This is a genomic window from Desulfarculus baarsii DSM 2075, assembly GCF_000143965.1.
GTDB classification, from domain to species: domain Bacteria; phylum Desulfobacterota; class Desulfarculia; order Desulfarculales; family Desulfarculaceae; genus Desulfarculus; species Desulfarculus baarsii.
This window is the reverse complement of sequence record NC_014365.1, coordinates 2801461-2822622: the sequence shown is the minus strand read 5'-3', so window position 1 is coordinate 2822622 and position 21162 is coordinate 2801461. Positions and strand designations below refer to the sequence as shown.

General features: G+C 60.2%; 14 protein-coding genes, 1 pseudogene and 2 riboswitches. Of the genes and pseudogenes, 8 read left to right on the top strand and 7 right to left on the bottom strand.

The genetic code is table 11. From position 1 onward, the window contains the following. Positions 1–154: 154 nt before the first annotated feature. The 4 genes and pseudogenes from DEBA_RS12640 to DEBA_RS17855 form a co-directional block, all read left to right on the top strand. A pseudogene (locus DEBA_RS12640) lies at positions 155–583 on the top strand (virulence RhuM family protein); the annotation flags it as partial. Between the two features lie 97 nt (positions 584–680). After that, the gene (locus tag DEBA_RS12635; RefSeq protein ID WP_013259327.1) at positions 681–1847 is read left to right on the top strand and encodes a Fic family protein; all 1167 of its coding nucleotides are present in this window, start codon (positions 681–683) and stop codon (positions 1845–1847) included. 1079 nt (positions 1848–2926) lie between these two features. Beyond that, positions 2927–4183 carry a methyltransferase domain-containing protein gene (locus DEBA_RS17860; RefSeq protein WP_187288562.1) on the top strand — a complete coding sequence of 419 codons (1257 nt, stop codon included), beginning with the start codon at positions 2927–2929 and terminating at the stop codon, positions 4181–4183. An 885-nt stretch (positions 4184–5068) separates the two neighbouring features. Continuing rightward, positions 5069–5521 carry a DUF3788 domain-containing protein gene (locus DEBA_RS17855; RefSeq protein WP_222832014.1) on the top strand — a complete coding sequence of 151 codons (453 nt, stop codon included), beginning with the start codon at positions 5069–5071 and terminating at the stop codon, positions 5519–5521. A 47-nt stretch (positions 5522–5568) separates the two neighbouring features. Here DEBA_RS17855 and DEBA_RS12630 read toward each other — a convergent pair whose 3' ends face one another. The 6 genes from DEBA_RS12630 to DEBA_RS12605 form a co-directional block, all read right to left on the bottom strand. Further along, positions 5569–5757, bottom strand: a complete 189-nt coding sequence (locus DEBA_RS12630) for a DUF1353 domain-containing protein (protein WP_043814497.1) — start codon at positions 5755–5757, stop codon at positions 5569–5571. Between the two features lie 266 nt (positions 5758–6023). After that, positions 6024–6914 (bottom strand): energy-coupling factor transporter transmembrane component T family protein, encoded by an 891-nt coding sequence (locus DEBA_RS12625; protein ID WP_013259324.1) that lies wholly within the window; start codon positions 6912–6914, stop codon positions 6024–6026. Beyond that, positions 6914–8710 carry a hypothetical protein gene (locus tag DEBA_RS12620; RefSeq protein WP_148227868.1) on the bottom strand — a complete coding sequence of 599 codons (1797 nt, stop codon included), beginning with the start codon at positions 8708–8710 and terminating at the stop codon, positions 6914–6916. The genes DEBA_RS12625 and DEBA_RS12620 overlap by 1 nt, the downstream gene beginning before the upstream one ends. A gap of 134 nt (positions 8711–8844) precedes the next feature. Next, the gene (locus DEBA_RS12615) at positions 8845–10539 is read right to left on the bottom strand and encodes a WD40 repeat domain-containing protein (RefSeq protein ID WP_013259322.1); all 1695 of its coding nucleotides are present in this window, start codon (positions 10537–10539) and stop codon (positions 8845–8847) included. After that, on the bottom strand, positions 10536–12218 hold the full coding sequence (locus DEBA_RS12610; RefSeq protein ID WP_013259321.1) for an ABC transporter ATP-binding protein: 1683 nt from the start codon (positions 12216–12218) through the stop codon (positions 10536–10538). Before DEBA_RS12610 ends, DEBA_RS12615 begins: the two co-directional genes overlap by 4 nt. Before the next feature lie 101 nt (positions 12219–12319). Beyond that, positions 12320–14257 (bottom strand): TonB-dependent receptor, encoded by a 1938-nt coding sequence (locus DEBA_RS12605; RefSeq protein WP_187288561.1) that lies wholly within the window; start codon positions 14255–14257, stop codon positions 12320–12322. A 384-nt stretch (positions 14258–14641) separates the two neighbouring features. Further along, positions 14642–14846, bottom strand: a riboswitch (cobalamin riboswitch). A gap of 411 nt (positions 14847–15257) precedes the next feature. Between DEBA_RS12605 and DEBA_RS17240 the strand changes: the two genes are divergently transcribed. Beyond that, the gene (locus DEBA_RS17240; protein WP_013259319.1) at positions 15258–15623 is read left to right on the top strand and encodes a hypothetical protein; all 366 of its coding nucleotides are present in this window, start codon (positions 15258–15260) and stop codon (positions 15621–15623) included. On the opposite strand, the gene DEBA_RS19075 is transcribed toward DEBA_RS17240, so the two are convergent. Next, a complete protein-coding gene (locus tag DEBA_RS19075) occupies positions 15604–15792 on the bottom strand; it encodes a transposase (protein ID WP_148227867.1) in 189 nt (62 codons plus the stop codon). The genes DEBA_RS17240 and DEBA_RS19075 overlap by 20 nt on opposite strands. Positions 15793–16211: 419 nt before the next feature. After that, positions 16212–16408, top strand: a riboswitch (cobalamin riboswitch). A gap of 117 nt (positions 16409–16525) precedes the next feature. Here DEBA_RS19075 and DEBA_RS12590 point away from each other — a divergent pair. The 3 genes from DEBA_RS12590 (at position 16526) to DEBA_RS12580 (ending at position 21162) form a co-directional block, all read left to right on the top strand. After that, a complete protein-coding gene (locus tag DEBA_RS12590; protein WP_013259318.1) occupies positions 16526–18025 on the top strand; it encodes a nitrilase-related carbon-nitrogen hydrolase in 1500 nt (499 codons plus the stop codon). A 111-nt stretch (positions 18026–18136) separates the two neighbouring features. Continuing rightward, the gene (locus DEBA_RS12585) at positions 18137–20125 is read left to right on the top strand and encodes a magnesium chelatase subunit D family protein (protein ID WP_050762426.1); all 1989 of its coding nucleotides are present in this window, start codon (positions 18137–18139) and stop codon (positions 20123–20125) included. Between the two features lie 8 nt (positions 20126–20133). Further along, on the top strand, positions 20134–21162 hold the full coding sequence (locus tag DEBA_RS12580; protein WP_013259316.1) for an ATP-binding protein: 1029 nt from the start codon (positions 20134–20136) through the stop codon (positions 21160–21162).

The window sequence follows — 21162 nt, the reverse complement described above, 5'->3', positions numbered from 1 at the left end:
TCCCTGTCCTGGGATGATCTCGTCACCTGGGCGGGGAGCAAAATCGCCGGCCGGGGCCGATCGTGAAGAAGCGGTGAAGTGGCCTCAAGACATGGCGCGATGGGGCGATTTGCAGTAATCTACTGATATAATTTTTAAATATTAAGACATCGCTATGACTGACCGCGACAAAAAACTGATCCGCAACTCCACTGCGGAGTTCCTGATCTTCACCGGCCAGGCCGGTGAGCAGAGTATAGAAGCCCGCTACGAGGACGAAACCATCTGGTTATCCCAACGGTTCATGGCGGAGCTCTTTGCCGTCGACGTACGCACCATCAGCGAGCACTTAAAAAATATCTACGAAACCGGAGAGATCCAGCGCGAGGCAACTCTCCGGAAATTCCGGATAGTTCAAACCGAGGGGAACCGGGAGGTTGCCCGAAGCGTCGACTTCTACACCCTCGATGCCATCATCTCCGTCGGCTACCGGGTCAATTCGGTGCGGGCCACCCAGTTTCGCCAATGGGCCACCCAGGTGCCGCGCGAATTCGCCATCAAGGGCTATGTGCTCGACAAGAAGCGCATGGAGAATGACGCATTCACGCCAACAGTCCTGTCCGAAAAGACTTAATTTATGATAATGCCAAATACTAAAATAAGTCTGAATGTTAATTGAGGATGCAAGGGCAGCAACAGGTATGAAACGGGAACTCCAGGGGACATACGAGACGGTGACGACCGCCGGCGAGGCGGTGCGGGCTTTCATCCCCGCTCCCTTGCCTCCACGTCCGCCCATCGACTGGACGCCGGCGTTGCGTGGCAAATTCGACCAAGCCTTGTTGGCCCTTGGCCGGTTGGACAGCGTCTCCGCGCTGCTGCCGAACACCGCCATCTTTCTGTACATGTACGTGCGCAAGGAAGCGGTGCTCTCCTCCATGATCGAGGGCACGCAGTCGTCGCTCTCGGACCTGCTTTTGTTCGAACTGGACCAGGAACCCGGCGTGCCGCTGGATGACGTGCGGGAAGTCAGCAACTACGTGGCCGCCCTCGACCATGGTCTGCGCCGGCTTGGGGAAGGGTTCCCCCTGTCGCTGCGGCTGCTTAAGGAAATCCACGCCGTGCTGCTGCGCCAGGGGCGCGGCGGCAACCAGACGCCGGGAGAGTTCCGACGCAGCCAGAACTGGATCGGCGGCACGCGGCCTGGCAACGCGGCCTTTGTGCCACCACCGCCGCATAAGGTCCTGGAGTGTCTCGGGGATCTCGAACTGTTCCTGCATGATACGCCCGAGTCCACGCCCGCGCTGCTCAAGGCGGCCTTGGCCCATGTCCAGTTCGAGACCATCCATCCGTTTCTCGACGGCAACGGCCGGCTCGGCCGCCTGCTGATCACCTTGCTCTTATGCGAACAGAAGGTCCTCCGGGAGCCGATGCTCTATCTGAGCCTCTACTTCAAAACGCATCGCCAGTATTACTACGAGATGCTGGGTACCGTGCGTCTCACCGGCGACTGGGAAGCCTGGCTGGATTTCTTCGCCGAAGCGGTCATCGTCACCGCCACCCAGGCGGTGGACACGTCCCAACAACTGCTGCGCCTGGCGGGTGAGGATCGGGAGAAAATAGAACGTCTTGGCCGGGCGGCGCCTTCCACGCTGGCGGTTCACAAGGCGCTGTTGCAACACCCCATCGCCACGGCGGGATTTCTGGCAGGGCTCACGGGTATCACCCCGGCCACCGTCAACAAGAGCCTGGCGCATCTCGTCGCGCTCGGGATCGTCCGGGAGTTGACACAACAAAAACGCAATCGGATCTTCAGCTACGCAGGCTCCATCGACATCATGAACCAGGGCCTGGACACCGCGCCATGATCCATGCTCCCGGATTAACATCTGTCAAGCCACAAGCATGATTGCATATACGGTTCACACCGGGGAGCCAGACTTCAAAACCGTACTTCGAGACGGTTCTGCTTTAAGAGAAAGCCCTGGGCATGCACTGCCTGGGGCTTTCGTCTTTTCTGCAAGCATCTCCGCCAGTGCGAACTGCCGCGCGAAATGCAAAAAACCGTCAAACGAAACGCAAAAACCGCGTGGCGACGTAGAATTTACTGCCGAGGATAAAGAAACAACGTTCTGAACCGAAAAAATCAATTCAGTACCAGTTGGTAGTTGGCCCCAAAAAGCATATGCGAATGAATGAGAGCGCTAGCAAGTGGCGCACACAGGGCATAGTGCTACCAGTGCGTCGTAACTTGAATTGAAGCACCGATGTGCGTGCGCCGCATTGACTAGATGGCGCGCAACAGTTCCGATCCTGCAGGCGCTCAAAAATGCCTAATAATTTTTAGTAGTTATTTTTTTGTATGTCCGCGCAACGGTCGCGCAAAACTTTGCCTCACGAGCTGTTTCCCGGCCACACCAGGGATATTAAAATGTTCCGAGGTAACACCTTATAACAACTAAATATTTTGCCAGGCTTGCCCGTTTGACCCGCAGTCATTTTTTTGCGTTTCGTTTGACAGATTCAGCCCGAACGGCCGATTTTTTGCGTTTCGATGTTTGCGCGGATCGGGCCGGCCCCAAAATACCTAAGACCTTGATAGTCCTACGTTAGTCCTGCTTTGGCCCCATGTTTTCAAGGCAATATGCGGTTTTGCGTTTCGTCTGGCAGGCTATGCCGAAGAATCAGGGATAGCATTTGATGCAGAATCGTGTTAAAATGCCTCCTGTCAAAATATCCTTTTAATGCAGAGTGTTAGCCGCTATCTGAATGCCATGGCCAGATGTTTTTGAGACATTTTTTTCCGGATGGGTGTCAAACATGCCCATGGAGCGGCCTTTGCCCGAAAAGCCAACGCTCGTGCGGGACGCCAACGGTTCTTGACCGGACAGCATTGAGGTGAGAAATGTGCAACATATGTGAGCAGTATGCCGCCGCAGGGTTTTTTTTGAAGCCCCAAATCGAATTGATTCCTGAGCTTGATGTTTATTTAGACTTCAGCAATGGTCCAGTTCGTTTTCTCGAGATTGGCTCTGGTCCCCACAGCCGGGTTGGCGCACATTCTTCCAGGGGACAAATTGATCATCATTGCATAGACATCAAGGCTGATGATTATCACGATTATGTTAAATCGCACGGATTAGATGTTGCTCCTAAATATATACGTCCAACGCAAGGAGATGTTTATGCTTTGGACAATTTGTTCCCGAGCGCGTCGTTTCACCTTGTCTTCTCTATGAACCTCCTTGATGAGCTGGACGATCCGCTTGCCGCATTGGAGCAAATGATAAACGTATGCAGGAGTGATGGAACTATTGTCATATACAATATTTTAGATAGAAAGAAAGAGCAACCGACATCTTTCGCAAAGTGGTCTTTCCGTATAGAAGATAAGTCCATTATGATGACAAGAGAAGATCGTTCTGTTTCTTTGTCTAGTTATATTGAGAGCAAAGGGCTACACGTCTCAAGGCAGTGCACTGATAGATTTTTGAAGATGCGCATTCATATGCCCGAAGAGGGGTATGAAAACCTTCGACTTTCTTGGGAGCAGGGCCGACACGAAACCGAGCGTTTTTGGCGTTCCGTTATCAAACCAGACTCAAAATACCATGCTGAGTGGATGGCCAGGATGGACCCGGAAAAAGAGTTTGATTCGGCTTTACTGACCCATGTGCGGAATTTCAACAACAACAAGCTTGCAGTGCTGGATGTTGGCGCTGGACCGTGCACTTCTTTGGGGTACAAGGCCGATGGTATAGAGATACGGTTAACGGCTTCCGATTATTATGCTAATCTTTTCAGCGAAATACTTGAACAAAACAAAATCACACCACCAGTTAAAACAGTTTTTGCCGACGCATTACATCTAACGCAATCATTCTCTGAAAATACTTTTGACATTGTGTATTCTCGAAATGCATTGGATCACGTTTTAGACCCGATCAAAGGGTTGTCAGAGATGATCAAGGTTGCAAAGGTTGGTGGCCTTGTATGCGTATATGGGCACGCCAACGAAGGCGAAAGAGAGTTTTATCAAGGATTTCATCAGTGGAATTTCGCTGTCGAGAATGGCGACCTTGTGATCTGGCGTCCGTATAGGAAATATTACGTCTCCGAACTGTTCAGGGAGAGCGTCACGATGGGAACAGTCTGGGGTGTTGGCTCGTATTATGCTGTTCTCTATAAGATAAAATCGCTTTGACGTGGTCGAGGACTTCTTCGGTGCTATCTGGCTGTACGGATATAGTATTTACCAGTCATTGTCATTCGTGGTGGGGTGATTTTAGGCGTCTTTTTTAGGAGCTTTTTTTACGCTTGGCGGGCCATCCAGGAATGTTTTGCCAGGCGTTCGCTCGTCCACGCACGGTTCAGCCATGCTCGCATACGTCAAAACACTTTCGGAATTAGCTCGACAAGCCGATGCAGTGCCCGCGCCCGGCCCTGGGCGCGCGGTTCAAGCCGCCATAGCCAACACCTACGCGAAGAATTGACCGTCACGGGCGAGGCCCTGAGCCTGGGTGGTTTGGTCGGCGCGCCCCCTGACATCGCCGGCTCGGGCGCGTCTTTGATTGTGTCCTCGTACACGACGCGGGCAGCTACATGACCTCGCGCACCGATTTTGCCACCGCCATTGCCGCGGCCTTCGCACACACTGCCCCCGGAGGGTTCGCGCTGTTCCAGCCGGATTTCGTCTTGGAGGCCTTTGGGCCGCCGGGTACCGCGACCGGCGTCAGCGACGGGAACGGGCGGCGGCGTGCGCTACCTCGAATAGCGGTGGGTTCCCGACTCAAGAATCGACATGTACGTGGCCGATATGGCATATCTCTTGAGAGACGTGAACGAAGCCGCCAAGGTCATTCATGATCGTCACTTCATGGGTCTGTTCCCGAGAACCGTTTGGTCGGAGCCGGTCTCAGCCGCCGCTTCGGACCTCTCGTGGTCTCCTTCGCGCACAAGCGACACCGAACATGAAGTGTTTCTCGAGCTGCGAGCTGCGAGCTGCCGCGCCGGCGGAGGGGCATGGCATGAACGAACCCACGCGCTTCCAGGCGCTGCTGCACATGCTATCAGTTTTTAGGGAGATGGTATGATGGACGGATACAGTAGTCGCATGACAGCCCCCAATAATCCGCCCAGCGATTCGGAAATCGCGGTTTGGATCGGCAAAGAAGCCTATCGATACTGGAAACGCACGGTGGAGTGGATCGAACAACTCTACCCAAACGTCTTTTGCCCGGAATGGCTTTTCGGTGGAAAGAAACACGGCTGGTCCCTCAGATACAAGAAATCGAAATCCTTCTGTACGTTGATTCCCGAGAAAAACCGTTTTGCATTGCTCATCGTTTTTGGCGCGGAAGAACGGACTAAAGTGGAAGGCATGAGGGACAGACTGACGCCATGCACCAGAAAGGAATACGACACGGCTACGACATATCATGATGGGAAATGGTTGCTTCTTGCAATCGACAGTGAGAACGCTCTGAAAGACGCCTTTTCGCTTTTAGCAATCAAGAGGAAACCAAAGGCAAGCAGTATCTGAACCGGTGTGCGGACAGGTGACTCTCTATTGATGGCAGCGGTCTTGGGTTATTTGGTATCGACGAACGGAATGTAGATTATGGGATATGATATGAACGAACCCCAGCCGCGCTTCTGGCCGATCTGCGAATGCAGGTAGTCATGCGCGACCGCGCCCTTGATGAGCACTCCGGTTGGCGAAAGCAGGCTCCAGAGCAGGCGCGGCACGCTGGCTTTGCCGCTCGCCACGCCGCCCACGGCGCGCCTCCGGTGGCCTGGCCAGCCCGGAGTCCATATCCGAGGCCGGGTTGCGAACCATCGAAAAGGGCCGGGCCGTGTTCATTCCGGGGAAACAAAACAAACTGGCGCATCTGCTGATGCCTCGGCGTCTGCCCAGGCGGCTGCTGCCGCTGATCGCGACGGTGGCGCTGGAGGGTTTGGACCGAGCCTGCTTCACCAAGGCGGGGCCACGACAAGCGCGCCGTGGCCCCGCTTTTTTATCGCGCGGCGGCCGATGCGGTCCGTCACAAGTACAACCGGGCGAATTCGTAGATGGGCCTCAAACCATGGTTGTAATACAAATCAAATAGATAGCACCAATAGAGCGCCTTGATGGCCACCACCGTGGCGGTTAGAGTCGGAAAGGCCCATAGCGCCACCCTTTGTGCCCCGTGCAGGGGCGCGGGGGGCGTGATGACGGCCTGATTCGGGCTAAAGGCCCGGGCCTGGATGGAAAGGGCCAAGATATTGGAGCGGCGGTAGCAGTTGATGATCACTGGCCGCAGGATGTTCAGCCAGGAAGAGGCCAGGGCCACGGGGTTCCAGGAGAAGACCTTGCCCCCGCGCATGCGCACGGCCAGGGCCACCATGGCGCATTCGTCAGCTATGGTTGGTAGGAAGCGTATGGCCGTTACGGTCATGAACGCCAGGGTAAAGGGAAGGCGCAGCCGCAACAGCCCCCGGAACATGGCCGAGCTTTCGGTGGTCCAGCAAAAGACCAGACCCAGCACCAACATGGATGAAAAACGCAGCGATTGCACCGCGCCGTAGATGAAGCCTTCTCGATAAAAGCTGACATTGCCGACCAGAGGCCCCAGGAGGGGCGTATCCGGGGCGATCACGTTTAGCAGAACCGTGCGCGGCTCGGTATAGTAAAAAATGGACTGCGAGAACATGGCGCCCCAGGTCAACAACAGGGCCATAATCAGCAACAGCTTGATTTTGCCGCGATCGAGCCCGGCCGCCATGGCGGCCGCCAGGCTCAGGCCCGTGAGGATCAACAGCGATTCGGTCCGATCCAGCACCACCGCCAGGACCGAGGCGCACAACAGGCAGATGATTTTGAGCCTACTGTCCAGGGCCTGCAAAAACCCGTCGGGCCGCCCGGCCTGATTGTATCTATCGAGTCCGTACATCAGTCTTCCGCCCAAACCAGCCGATCGCTGAAACGCTTGCCCAGCAGCACGGCCATCGTGGTGTAGATCAAGCCGTTGACCACGACGTTCAGCGCGATATACCAATCGGCGAAATATAAACGAAAAACCACCATGTGAATATAAATGGACGTGGCGTTCAAGAATGCGTCGCCAAGGGCCAACAGCGCCGCCAGCAGGCACATGTTCGGCCAGTTCCAGACAAAGTCCTCTTTTTTGCGGGTTACCCCGGCCAGATACAGGGCCGACTCCTTTACGGCGATGGCCGTGCCCAGATAGACCAAGTCGGTGATCTGGAACCCGCCGGCGATGATGGCCGCCAGCAGGTATCGCACCAAGGAGCTCAGGGCCACCACGCCGGGGCGCGGGATCAGGCGGATCAGGGTGACGGTGAGGGCGAAGTACAGCAGATCGCTGAACAGGCCGGTTATCAGGCCGCTGAACGGGCCCAACAACCCCTGGATCATCGCCCCGAAAACCATTATCGGCAGGTTCACGCCCACGAAGTTCAGCGAGCCGAAAAGGGCGATTATCACCACCCAACGGATTTTCAACCCGGCCAGGATACCGCGGAACTTCCAGGCCAGCACGGCAAAGCCGATGGCCGCGGTGACCAAGGCGGCCAGGGTGAAAAACAGGGCCCGCCAGTTCATGGTGCGGATGTGCAATGGCGACTCCAGAACCATGATCGGCTTGCTGCCAGCCATGGGCTTGATCGTCACCTGACGGCGGTATTGGCCGGGCATGGGCGTGGAGCTGATAAAGATGGGCACGGCCACCCTGGCCCTTTCGCCCGGCAGCAAGGATGCGCTGACAACCACGGACATGTCTTTCATTGTGCCGGTGAACAGGTCTGGCGGGTAGAATGCGGCGGGCGTGCGGTCGCTGTCGGCGCTCACGGTTTTGGCGTTGATCAGCAGCGAGACCGTATCCCGAGAGTCGTTGCGCAGGACGATCGACTGGTATGAATATGGTTGCCAATACATTTTGACCGCCTCGCCCAGGCCCAACCAGCGGGTCAGCGTCACGAACATCGGCGGCCGGAAATAAAGGGTCTGGGCCGTGGCCCGGCTATCGACCAGGCCGATGGCGCTAGCGGGCAGGCTGTCGGCCAACACCTTGATCCGGGTGGCCATCTGGGCGGCGTCCATGGCTTTGAGGCGTATCTGGCGTTGATAATGCTGGGGCTTGCCGCCATGGCTCAGGGTCAGCCGGGCGCCGAGCAGGGACGCCGCGCCCAGGGGCGCGCGGACCCGAAAGACCAGGGCGTGGACGTCGCCAACCCCGGAAAATCGACGCGTGAACGACATCACCCAACGCCCGGCTTGGCCGCGCAGGGCGACATCTGGCGGCAGGTTGGTTTGGTCGAACTCGGCCGGGGCGTCCAGGGTCAGGCTGCCCTGGAGCAGGGCTTGGCGCTGGATTCCGCTGCGCAGGATCAGGGCGCAGGTCGTGTAGTCCCCCGCCGCGATGACGGCGCCATGGCTTTTTGACGCCGCGCCTGGCTGGAGCATTTCGGCGGCGCCGCTGTCGTAAGGCGCCAGCAACTCCACCTGCATGCTGCTTTCGGCCAAGGTCGGCGCCTGGGCCCCGAAGCTCAGCCAACCCCGATCCGTGCGCAGGAACAGATCGTAATCAGCGCCGGGACGCCAGGCCAAGGCGGCGAAAACCTTTTGCCGTTTCACGCCGTTTAAGCGCACATCGGCCACCAGCCCCGAACCTTGTTCGACGATGCGCAGCCGCTCCAGGCACGCTTCCGCGCCGAGGAGCAGGCTCACTCCGCCGGGCCGGAACACGGCGTTTTCAATGGCCGGCGCGGGGACGCCGTTTGGAGCGGACAGCCACCAGGCCAACGCGGCTGCGCTGATCAATACGATCACGGCCCATGTCAGGCGTTTAGACAATGGCCGCCTCAATGGATGACGTGAACCTGGTAGCGGCCATGGATCGTCTTGCCTTCATCACTGGAATAGGGAAATTCACTGACCGCGACATAGCGACCCCTTGGCGAGACGGCCCCTTGAAAATGCAACGGCCCCACCGTGGGAAAATGGAACACCAGCTTGTCGGCGCCGCCGCCGGGCAGGGTGACGTCGAACAGGTTCATGCCAAACAGATTCAGATCCGGCGTCATCCCGCCCGAGGTGAGGGCCGTGGCCACCCAGCGGCCATCCCGAGAGAGAAACACGCCCTGGAAGGCGCCCTGGCCGTGCCAGTTCCAGATGACGCGGCCCCGCATATCCATGGCCACCAGATAATTGGCCATGGGGTGTGGCGTGGGCCGCCGGTTGCGCTGATTGCCGGAGCTTGCCGGGATGATGCTGTTGGGCAGGACCATGTAGGCGACAGCGTTGCTCATGGCGGCGTAGCTCACCGGCGAGGTCACCGGCACGTCGCCGACCATCACCGGCGTGCCCAGGTCTTTTATCCAAAGTGGCGCGGGCCTGGAGCCCTGGGCGGCGTTGAACAGCATGGCCCGCCCGTCGTTGAGGCCCAGGAACAGCCGTCGCCCGTTTGGCGACACGCACACGGCCTGCCAGGCGCCGGCGCTGCTGTAATGCGGCTTTAGCGGCGGGATCGCGTATTTCCACAACAGGCGTCCATCGTCGCCGTTGAGGCAATAAAACATGCCGCCGGGGTATTGCGAGTGCATGTCGTCGGCGGGGCGCACGTGATGGGCGGTAAAACCAAGCACGCCGCCAGAATCCGAGGCCCCGAACCAGGTGATGGAATGGGGAAAAGTGTCTTTTTCGGGCCAGCGCCATTTAAGCCGGCCATCGTCGCCGCGCAAACCATAGACAACGCATTTGGTGATCCACTGGTCGCCCTTGAACCAGCCATGGGTGCTGACGGTCACCAAGTCGCCGTTATCAAGGGCCTGCAACTGGTAGATGCCTGGCAGGTTGTAGATCCTGTTGCGGCTGTCGTCTTCGGAGACCGTGGACGTCTCCACGTCGTCGGCCGTGCGGTAGCGCCAGATCTCACGGCCCGTGTCGGCTTCCAGGCAATAGAGAAAGCCGTCCGGGCTCTGTTCTCCGACAAAAAGCACCTGACGGCCGTTTACCTCTGACCAGGCAATGCGCTTGACCATGCCCTCGGCCATTTTGCGCGAAAAGACCTCGCGGCCCCCCCGACTTTCCACCACCCGCAGCCATCCGCCGTATGAGCCGATGGCCAGGCGTTCGCCGTCCGGCGAAAACCGGACCTCGGTATCCGGGCTGCCGCCGGAATTGGGCCCGGCGGGGTCAACGTCTTCCAACGGGATGGTGGCTACCAGCAGCGGCGAGGCTTTGCGGGGCGCGGTAATCGTGGTTTGCTCCCGCCGCTCCCCGCCGATAGCCTCGACGCGCCACCGCTGGCCCGGCCGCCAATCCAGATCCAGCCACAGCCGCCCCGGCCCCAAGAGCTTGCCGGCCTCCGTGGAAGAACGCCATGTCGCTTTTTGCGCGTCGCCAAGCCAGAGCGTGACCTGACGCAGGTCGGCCGCTTCGATGACCATGCCGCCGCGCACGAAATAGGCCTCCATGGGCCGGGGCGGCTCTTGACAGCCTTGGGCCGCCGCGAGCAGCGCCAGGCAGAAAAAGGCCGTGATCAAGGCGCGCATCATGAGCTCGCCGCCTCTGGCCGCGGGTCAGGGGGCAGCGAGTCGATGATCTCCCGGCAGGTGAGCCAGGGAGGCTTGCGGCCCAGACGCCGCGACAACTCCAGGGCCAAGGTTGGCCTGAGGCCGGCGTCGCGCAACAGGCCCGTGTCGGCGGCCAAGTCGCGGATGGGGCCCTGGGCCAGGATGCGGCCCTGCTGCAGTATCACCAGGGTGTCGGCAAAGTGGCATATCGTGTCCAAGTCGTGGGAACAGATGATGGTGGCCCGGTTGCCCCGCCCGTTGGTCAGTGATGCAAGCAAGCGCTGGATATTCATACGGTTCTGGCCGGTTGTCGGCTCGTCGAGCAGCAGCGCTTGAGGCTGCATGGCCAGCAAGGCGCCCAGGGCCACCCTGAGCCGTTGGCCCTTGGACAAAGACCACGGCGGCAGATCCAGGTAATCGGCCAGGCCCAGGCCCCGGGCCAGCCTGACCAGGGCGTCCGTGGCCAGGTGACGGCGCAAATGGCGGGGGCCCGAAAGCAGTTCGCTTCTCACGCTGGGCTCGATGAGCAAAAGATCCGGGTTTTGGAAAAGTAGGCTTATGCGGCCACGGGTGCGGCGGTCTGGTTTATGGGCTAGGGGTTTTCCGGCCAGGCGCACCTGGCCCTGGCTGGGCCGATTGAGTCCGGCCAAAATGCTCAGCAGGGTCGATTTGCCCGAACCGTTGGGGCCCATCAAGCCAACTATTTCACCCGGCATGACCGACAAGTTGATGTCCTTGAGGGCCTCCACGCCGCCATTGGGATAGACGAAGCCAACGCCTTGCATTTCCAGCACCGGCTCCGCGGCCGTCTCCTGGCGCGCGGTGGGGCGGGGCGGCGCGGCGGCGGCCAGCGGGCCCAGCATGTCTTGGTCCAGGCCTTGGCCCAGAGCGCTGGCCAGGCGGGCCTCGTCCGGGATTTGCAGGCCCAAGCGACGCATCAAGGGGGAGTGCTGGGGCAGATCGCCAATGTCGAACCGGCCAACCAGCCGGCCCTCGTCCATGATCTCCACCCGCTGGGCCACATCCATGGTTTCGGCGATGCGGTGCTCCACCAGCAATACGGCCATGCCGTCAAGGGCCAGTTTTTTAAGCACGCCCAGCACTTCGGCGGCGCCGGCCGGGTCAAGTTGGCTGATGGGCTCGTCCAGGGCCAGAATGGATGGGCGCATGGCCAACTGCGCGGCTATGGCCAGCCGCTGTTTTTGGCCGCCGGAAAGGCTTGTCGATGGCCGTCCCGCCAGCGAGGCGATGCCGACGCTATCGAGCGACCGCCGCACCCTGCGCTCTGTTTCATCGGCCGAAAGGCCCAGATTTTGCGGGCCAAAAGCGACTTCATCGTCTACATTGCCACAGAAAAGCTGATCGTCGGGGCTTTGGAACACCAACCCCACTTTCTGGGCCAGGCTGGAGGTTGCGCCGGTCCTGGTGTCAACTCCGTCCACCAGAACCGCGCCCTTCATGGTCCCGGAGCTTTCCAGGGGGATGATGCCGTTGAGCGTCTTGAGCAGGGTGCTTTTGCCGCATCCGGTCGGGCCGGTCAGCAGCACAATCTCGCCGGGCCCCAACTCGAGGCTGACGTTGTCGAGCACCCACCGCCGATCGCCAGGATAGCTGAAACCAACTTCGCGCACAGACAATATGGGCTTGACCGTGTCGGTCATGGCATTGGCCTTTTGGCGCGCCGTTCCCGGCGCGTCCGAGGTGGGCTCAGGCCCGCGGCGGGGGCGCGCCACTGCCGCCACCCGCCGCGAACCGGTTGATGTTACGAGTCGGCGCCGGGCATGTGGAAATCCCACTGGAGCCCGCCGATGATGTAAAAGCCGGGCTGTTCATAGCCCAGGCCCTCTTCGACCTCGGCGTCAAGCAGATTGTTGATGCGGGTAAAGGCGCTCAAGCCGTTCCAGATGACGTAGTTGGCCGAGGCGTCCACGCGGAAGTATTCCTCCATCTCGACGTCGCCGTTCCAGCGCAGGCGCGGGCCGGCGTAATAGCCGTGCAAGGCCAGGAACAGCTTGTCTTTGAGGTTGTATTGAACGCCCACGTTGAACATGTTGCGCGCGATCTGGACGGTGCGGCTGGTCTGGCCGTCATTGTCGGTGTTCGAGTCGGTGTAGGTGTAGTTGCCCAGCAGGGTGAAATCGCCATAGAAGTTCCAGGCAAAGGCGAATTCGACGCCGGTGCTGATCTGTTTGTCGCGGTTGACGTATGTGCCGACATTCTCGCCGTTTTTGCGTAGGTAGGTGTAGGCGATGACGTCGTCCAGTTCGGTCTTCCAAGTGGCGATCTCAAAGTTGAGCTTGCCGTCCAACAAAAGCTGACGGACGCCGGCCTCGACGGTCCAACCCTTTTCGGGCTTCAGATCCTGGTTGCCGTATTTTGGATGATAAAGATTGTAGACGGTGGGGGCGCGGAAGCTTGTGCCGTAGTTGGTGAACAGGGTCGTGCCGACGCCATGGAAGGTGTAAGCGGCGCCCACCTTGTAGGTGGTCTGGCCGCCGAAGTCCTTGTGGTCGCCATAACGGACGCCGGCATTGAGGACCACGGCCTCGTCAAACATCACGACCTGATCGTTGAAATAGGCGCTCTTGGAGTCAAGGTAGTCGCCATAGGCGCCGTATTTGCCCCAAGACTTGCCGTCCTGCTTGATGTATTCAAGGCCGACCAGGGCGGTGTTCACGCCCAGCGAAAAGGGCTGATCGTAGATGAAGTTGTAGTCGGCCTGATAGTTTTCGTCCTGGTAATAGGACGTCTTGCCGTCGCCTTCATCCCAGATCGGCACGGTTTCGCCCTTGCTGTAATAGTTGACGTAGTCGGTGGTGAAGTTGTCCACCGGCGCGGCGATGTAGCCCAACAGGCCGTTGTAGGGATTGCAGGATTCAGACTCTTGCTTGTACCAGCCAAGCATCAATTTCTGGCGGAACTTGTCGTTGATGTTGTGCTTCAGATTGAGGGTGGTCAGGTTGTACTCTTCTTTGTTCCAGCGTTCGGGGTCGGGCATCTGGTAGGCCCACCACTGGGAGCGGCTGGTGCAGAAGTCGTAGCTTTCATTGAGTTCGGCGTAGTTCCACTTGCTCTTGATGTAGACATAGCTGAACTCGGCGTCGAAGATGTCTTCGTAGTTGTAACCCAGCTTGATCTGGGGCGAAAAGTTGTTGTAGTCTTCATATTCGTGCACGCCGTTGCTGTCGGTGTAGGCGGCGTTGATCGAATAGCGGAAGTTGTCCGCCGTGCCGCGCACGCCGGCGTAACCCTTTTGCCACTCGTAGGTTCCGTATTCAAAACCCACGTTGCCGTTAAAGCCCTCTTCGGCGCCCTTGGTGATGAAGTTCATCACGCCAACGGTGGAGTCGGAACCATACAACACGGATTGGGGACCGCGCAGGATTTCCACGCCGCCCAGAACGTACGGGTCAAGTTTGGAGATGAAGTTGCCTGTGCCGGCGCTGGTGCTTTCGTTGATCTTCATTCCGTCGACCAAGACGACGAAGTGGCCGTCGGCGAATCCGCGCATCTTGGTGTAGACGTATTGACCGGGGCCGCCGGCGCGCTTGAACTGGACGCCGGGGGTGTAGCGCAGAACGTCGGTGACGTCGGTGTAGTGACCCAGGGAGATCTCCTGTTCCGGAACGATGGTGATCGTTTCGGTCACCTCGCTGATTTCCTTGTCCATCTTCGTGGCCTGGACGGTCACCTCACCCATCTTGAACCCTTCGGTGAGCGCCAACTCATCTTGGTTTCGGGGCTTTTGGGTGGTGGTTTTGGCGGCGCCCTGGTCGGTCGACGCCTCGTCGGCCAGGGCCGCGCTTCCCGCGGCCAATAGTGAAAACACAATAAAAACAGCCATTGTTTCCGCTAGCCAGCCTCTTCCGGATCGCTCTCGCCCCATCGCTTTTGTCCCCTTTCGCGGTTTTTGATGTTGTCCGTGGCGAGTTCGCAAAAAAAGGGCATGGCTGTGGACAGACGTGGCTATAAACTGAAAATCCCCCCAATCCATACAAGGATTGGGGGGATAGTTCCCAGTTTTCTTTATCTCCCCGAGGAGTAGCGCAGCCTGGCACAATGGCTCACCCGGTCTCTCGCCGGACAGTACTCCTTGGAATCGGCAGGTCTTCTGGCTTCCGGATCGTTCTACTCGCCGCGCCTTCCCACGCAGTGCGCAGTGGCTTGAAGCCCTTGCAAGGGCTTAATGCGGCTTTCGTCCCCGGTTACAGCGGCGGGACCGCGACGGATTTACACCGTCTTCCCTATTAATCTCATCAGAAATGAGAACCGGTTCCATATGTGTTGGCTTGGGTGTATTTAAATAAAGCTGCCTTGTCAAGCACTAAATATGGGGTCGGCGCCGGGCGGGCTTTTCCGTTCCGCGATGCTAAGGTGGCTTAAAAATATATGTTATGAGGCCGCTGCACGGTGAAACATAACAAATGTTGTAAAAACAGATAATAACCCGTGAAACATGAATTCCACCGTGCGGCTGCCGAAGCGCGCCATGGACGGCGCGCCAAATCGCCAGTCTGATTAGGCGAGCGATTTGTGAGGGTTGGCAAAACCGCGCTTTTGCCAAGCCGATGCTGCACGGGGCAGGACGCCCCCGCGCAGCACTCTCCAAGTGGATGACGTGGCGGCCAAAGAAGCCGCAGAGCCCAGACAAGAAGAAGAAACGCGACGCTGCCGCATAATTTGGGTCAAGGAGAATGACCATGCAATGCAACCGATGCGGCCGCCGGACGCCCGAGGATGAGCTCTTCGACCACGCCACGGGCACGCTGTGCGAGGACTGCTACATCAGTGCGATAAACCCGGTGCGAACCTGCGATCCTTGGGCCGTGTTCACCGCCAAACACGCGCCCCATGCCGAATCACTCACGCCGCTTCAGCAACGAATCGTGGATATCGTGGACAAGCGCCAACCGCTGAGCCACGCCGCGCTGGGCGAAGCCGCCGGTCTGGAGCCCCTGGACCTGGAGCACGAGCTGGCCACCCTGGCCCACATGGCCGTGATCAGGGCCCGGCGGTTGGACAGCGGCGAGGTCGTGTTGATGCGATCTACCACCGGGAAGGAATGAGTCCATGGCGCCGACGGGTCAAGTAGGGGATAATATTTATCCTTAGAAAATCAGCATCGTTACAGTCTTCGTAACCAGCGGCCATCTGGTACACCCGTTGTCGGATCATTTGTTCCGGGGTGTGCTTGGAATGGACAGCAGACCTATTGTCCTCAAGCGCCTCGGCCATTGGTGCAATGCAAGCTCGCGCATCAGGAGAAAACCGGCGTCCGATGAAAGCTTCGCCCCCTGTAAATCCATCATGATCGACAGGTTGAAATCAGGTCTGAAAACCTCTTTTTTGCTTTCACCACTTGCCGACATCGTACAACCTCGTGCTGAATTGCATATTAATGTATTATATCAGCATGTTATCCGGTTTGAACGGCCCTGTCGCAGCCAACTCGCGGCATAATCCAGGTTTATCGGGATTATCTCAATCAATTGACTGGGGTGAATCCGGCCGAGCGAGCCGGCGCCCTGGGCGGCCGGGTGGTGGGCGAGGCCGTGGAGCTGGAGATGTTCGGCCAGGCCTACACAGTGGGCCCCGCCAGCGAGGCGATGCCGACGCGCGTCATTTTTTCTGGCTTGACAGGGGCGATTAAGGCTGCTAGACCAAGTCTGTTGGTGCCCTTAGGGGCTTGAAAGGGAAGCCGGTGAGAATCCGGCGCGGGCCCGCCGCTGTAACCGGGAACGAAAACCGCGGGCGTCCATTGGGGACGCCAGCCACTGCGCCAAGGCGCGGGAAGGCGCGGCAAGTAGGTCGATCCGGGAGCCAGAAGACCTGCCAACCAAACATATTTTGGCCTCCGCGAGCGCAGGGTAGCGTCAAAAACGAGTTTGCACTGATTAGTGGGCGATAGCGCGACTCCTTCCATTTTTTTGGAAGGAGTTTTTTATTTGCTTTTCCAGAAAGATAAGGCATGTCCGACCTTCTCAACGTGGCGTTGGTCCATTGTTCCCTGACCCATGGCGACCTTGCCGGGAACCAGGCCTTGCTCCTGGAACTCGGTCGCAAGGCGGCCGGGCTGGGCGCGGACATCATCGTCAACACGGAAATGGGCCTGAGCGGCTACGGGTTCGACTCCAGGGCCGAAATCGCCCCATTGGCGCAGACCCTGGAAAGCCCGGTGGTGCGTTCCTTCGGCGAGCTGTCCGCCGCGTGCGGCGTATACCTGGCCCTGGGCCTGGCCAACCGCGACCCGGAAAGCGATATTTATTACAACGCCGCCATCCTGTTCGGCCCTGACGGACGCCCCCAGGCCATGCACCGCAAGATAACCGCCGAATCCAAATGGGCCTGCCCCGGCGAACCGCGCCAAAACGACATAGCAGTTACGCCGTGGGGCGCTGTTGGGCTTTTGATCTGTTCGGAGACTTATTTCAGCCTCATCCCCAGGGCCATGGCCCTCAAGGGCGTTGATTTGCTGCTGACGCCCGCGAATTGGCCGCCCAGCGGGCTTGACCCGGCCAATCTATGGCGGGCCAGGGCCATCGAGAACGGCATGTATTTGGCGGCTTGCAACCGCGCGGGCCAAGACAAACGCATGAATATGGACAAGGCCCGATCGCACCTGTTCGATCCCCAGGGCAACGACCTGCTGCGCCCGGTGGACTCGGAGCCGCGCATACTGATGGCCCAACTGCCGTTGCGCGGGGGCCGCCTGGACGCGACGGACCAGCGCCGGGCGCGCCTCAATACGCGAAAACCAGGCAGCTATCACTACATCTACTCCCAATTGAACCGCATCAAGGAACCAGGGCCATATCTGGGCCTGCCCGAGCCGGGGCTCATGGATGTCCACACCCTGGGGCTTGACCGCAACCAGAAAAGCGCCGATCTCGTGGCGCGTTTGGCGGCCCTGCCCGATGCGCCGAACCGGCTGGCGGTCCTGCCAGCCGCCGCTGGTCGGCTTCTGGGCCCATCGGAAATGGCCGAGGCGGCCAGGCGGCTGGGCGCGCACCTGGTGTGCCATGCCGCCCGGCAAGAGGGGGTAATGCTATTCTCGCCAGACCAGGAGCCCCGGACCTGGGTCGTGGCCGCCGGTGGCCCAACCGAACCACCGGTGGTGGATTTGGGCCCGGCCAGAGTCGGCCTGTGCATCGCAACCGACTTTCTGCATCCCGAATTGGCCCTTGCCCTGGCCAAGCGCGGCTGTGATGTGGCGGCGGTCAGCGGCGCCGAATTGGCGTCCGCCGAGCTCCATGTGTTGTCCATGCGCAACCTAGAACGCCTGACGGTGGCCCTGGCTCACGATAATGGCTGCCTGATAAGCTCGCCGCCCGAAGGCCATCAACGCGGCGCCTTGCTGGAGACACAGGGCGCCGGGGCTTGTCACCTGGCCCTCGACACATCCCTGGGCCGCCACAAAACCTACGAAGAACGGCTGGATTATCAGCTACTTCTAGATCAGAATGCCTGAAAAGAAATGAATCCGCCTCTCAGTCGCCTGGAACGTGAGCTTACGGAAGACGCGCCCGCGCCGACGCGCGGCCGGGTGTTTCCCTTTAGCGCCATCGTGGGCCAACAAGAAATGAAACTGGCCCTGAAACTCAACGCCGTTGACCCCGGCGTGGGCGGCGTTTTGGTGCGTGGTGAAAAGGGCACGGCCAAATCCACGGCGGTGCGGGGCCTGGCGGCCATCCTGCCACGGATCGAAACCGCGGCGCGCTGCCCGTTTGGCTGCGACCCCACCGACGTTCGCTTAATGTGCGACCATTGCCGCGAACGGCTGAACGCTGGGCAATCTCTCGATATGGCTTTTAAAAAAGTGCGGGTGGTGGATCTGCCGCTCAACGCCACTGAAGACATGGTGCTGGGCGGGCTGGATTTCGGCAAGGCGGTCAAGACTGGCCGACGTCATTTCATGCCCGGCTTACTGGCCAAGGCCAACCGGGGTTTTCTATACGTCGACGAGGTCAACCTGCTCGACGACCATCTGGTGGACGTGATCCTGGACGCCGCCGCCAGCGGCTGGAACCGCCTGGAGCGCGAGGGCGTTTCGTTCAATCATCCGGCCCGGTTCGTGCTGGTGGGGACCATGAACCCCGAGGAAGGCGAGCTGCGGCCCCAGTTGCTGGATCGCTTTGGCCTGTGCGTGGAGGTGGGCGGCGAACGGGAGCCAGAGGCCCGCGTGGAGCTGATGGAGCTGCGCGAGGCCTTTGACCGCGATCCCGAGGCCTTTTGCGGCCAACGCCGACAGGCCGACATGGCCGTGGCCGCCGAGGTGGAGCGGGCGCGCGAAATCTTGCCTTCGGTGAGCCTGCCGCGTCGCCTGCGCGGCTTCATCACGGCGCTGTGCATCGAAAACAACGTGGCCGGCCACCGCGCCGACCTGGTCATCGAGCGAGCGGCAAAGGCCCTGGCCGCCCTGCACGGCCGCCGCGAAGTGAGCCAGGAAGACATCGCCACGGTGGCCCCGCTGGCCCTGCGCCACCGCAGGCGCGACGCCGCCCCGCCGCCGCCCGAACCGCCAAAGCCGCCCGAAGACCCCGCGCCCGAACCGCCCGAGCAAGAGCAAAACGACCACAACGATCAAGACCAGCCCGAACCGCCGCCCGAGGACGGCCAGGATCGGCAAAACGATGGCGACGCCGATGAAGGCTTTGACCTGCCCCTGCCCGAAGCGCCGGACCAGGGCCAGGACACCGATAGCGACGCGGGCGACGATCCGCCCGAGGAGATTTATCAAATAGGCCAGACCTTCAAGGTCAAGCCCATCCGCCAGCCCAAGGATCGCAAGCTGCGCCGGGGCTCGGGCCGTCGCTCGGCCACCCGCACGGCCCAGAAACTGGGGCGCTATGTCAAAAGTTCGCTGCATGGGCCCGAGCAAGACCTGGCCCTGGACGCCACCCTGCGGGCCGCCGCGCCGCACCAGCTCGTCAGGCGTGAACGGGCCACCGGCTTGGCTGTTTGCATCAAGCCCCAAGACCTGCGCCTGAAGGTTCGTGAAAAGCGGGTGGGCAATTTTCTGCTGTTTTTGGTGGACGCCTCTGGTTCCATGGGCGCTCAGGCCCGCATGTCGGCCACCAAGGGCGCCGTGCTTTCCCTGCTCCTGGACGCCTATCAAAAGCGCGACAGAGTGGCCCTGATCACCTTTCGGGGCAGGGAGGCCCAACTGGCCCTGCCGCCCACGAGTTCCATCGATCTGGCGGCCAAGCTGCTGGCCGAACTGCCGGTGGGCGGGCGCACGCCCTTGGCCGCCGGCCTGCTGCGGGCACATGAACAGCTTACCCGCCACTTGCGCAAGGACCCCGACGGCAGGCCCATCGTGCTGGTGCTCACAGACGGCCGGGCCAACGCCGGGCTGGGCTCCGACGCGCCGCCCCATGAAGAAGCGATAACCATGGCCGAGCGCATGGGCCAGGACGAAAGGGTCCACTACGTGGTCGTGGACACCGAGGCCCCGGGCATCGTGCGCTTGAATATCGCCGCCCGTCTGGCCACGGCCCTGGGCGGAGATTATTTCAAGATCGACGACCTCAAGGCGCAAGACCTGGTAGACATCATCAAGAAGGATTGAAAAAGCCCATGAACGCCACCTATCCCTTCGCGGCCATGGTTGGTCAGCAAGACATGAAACTTTCGTTGATCCTCAACGTGATCAACCCCGGCTTGTCGGGCGTTTTGATCAGGGGAGAAAAGGGCACGGGCAAATCCACCGCCGCCAGGGCCCTGGCCGAAATCCTGCCCGAAATCGAGGTGGTGGACAACTGCCCCTTCAACCTGGCGCCCAATGAATGCGCTAGCGCCCTGTGCCAGAGCTGCACCGTGGCCGAGTGCGGCTTCACGCGGGCCGAGGGCGGCCAGCCGAAAAGTCACGCCAGGCCGGTGAAGGTGGTGGAACTGCCCGTGGGCGCCACCGAGGACAGGGTCGTTGGAGCCATCGACCTGGAGCGCGCGCTCAAGGAAGGCGAAAAGCACTTTGAGCCGGGCATCCTGGCCCAGGCCCACAGGGCCATCCTCTACGTCGACGAAGTGAACCTCTTGGAAGACCACGTGGTCGACGTGCTGTTGGACAGCGCGGCCATGGGCGTCAACACCGTCGAGCGCGAAGGGGTCTCCTTCAGCCACCCCGCCCGCTTCACCCTGGTGGGCACCATGAACCCCGAGGAAGGCGAGTTGCGGCCCCAATTGCTGGATCGGTTCGGCCTGTGCGTGTTGGTTCAGGGCTTGAGCAACGCCAACGACCGGGTGGAGATCATGGAGCGCCGCCTGGCCTATGAGCACGATCCAGAAGCCTTTGCCCGAAGCTATGATGACGCTTCGCGCCAGCTCACCGCAAAGATCCGCCAGGCCCGCGAGCGCTGGCCCCTGGTCCAGGCCGACCGCCAGATCATGCTGCGCATTGCCCGCGCCTGTCTGCAGGTGGGCGTCGATGGCCACCGTGGCGACATCATCACCCTGAAGACGGCCAAGGCCCTGGCCGCCTGGCAGGGCCGCCTCAGCGTGGACGCCGCCGACGTGGACCGGGCCCTGGAGTTGGTGTTGCCCCACCGCGTGCGGCGCAAGCCCTTCGAGGAGGTCGCCGCCACCGGTTCGCCCTTCCGGGCGGCCTGA

Excerpts from the sequence above, each read along its gene's own strand:
- DEBA_RS12635 (WP_013259327.1), top strand. The coding sequence starts at position 681 with ATGAAACGGGAACTCCAGGGGACATACGAGACGGTGACGACCGCCGGC.
- DEBA_RS17855 (WP_222832014.1), top strand. The coding sequence starts at position 5,069 with ATGATGGACGGATACAGTAGTCGCATGACAGCCCCCAATAATCCGCCC.
- DEBA_RS12625 (WP_013259324.1), bottom strand. The coding sequence starts at position 6,914 with ATGTACGGACTCGATAGATACAATCAGGCCGGGCGGCCCGACGGGTTT.
- DEBA_RS12615 (WP_013259322.1), bottom strand. The coding sequence starts at position 10,539 with ATGATGCGCGCCTTGATCACGGCCTTTTTCTGCCTGGCGCTGCTCGCG.
- DEBA_RS12610 (WP_013259321.1), bottom strand. The coding sequence starts at position 12,218 with ATGACCGACACGGTCAAGCCCATATTGTCTGTGCGCGAAGTTGGTTTC.
- DEBA_RS12605 (WP_187288561.1), bottom strand. The coding sequence starts at position 14,257 with ATGGGTGAGGTGACCGTCCAGGCCACGAAGATGGACAAGGAAATCAGC.
- DEBA_RS17240 (WP_013259319.1), top strand. The coding sequence starts at position 15,258 with ATGCAATGCAACCGATGCGGCCGCCGGACGCCCGAGGATGAGCTCTTC.
- DEBA_RS19075 (WP_148227867.1), bottom strand. The coding sequence starts at position 15,792 with ATGGCCGAGGCGCTTGAGGACAATAGGTCTGCTGTCCATTCCAAGCAC.
- DEBA_RS12590 (WP_013259318.1), top strand. The coding sequence starts at position 16,526 with ATGTCCGACCTTCTCAACGTGGCGTTGGTCCATTGTTCCCTGACCCAT.
- DEBA_RS12585 (WP_050762426.1), top strand. The coding sequence starts at position 18,137 with ATGAAACTGGCCCTGAAACTCAACGCCGTTGACCCCGGCGTGGGCGGC.
- DEBA_RS12580 (WP_013259316.1), top strand. The coding sequence starts at position 20,134 with ATGAACGCCACCTATCCCTTCGCGGCCATGGTTGGTCAGCAAGACATG.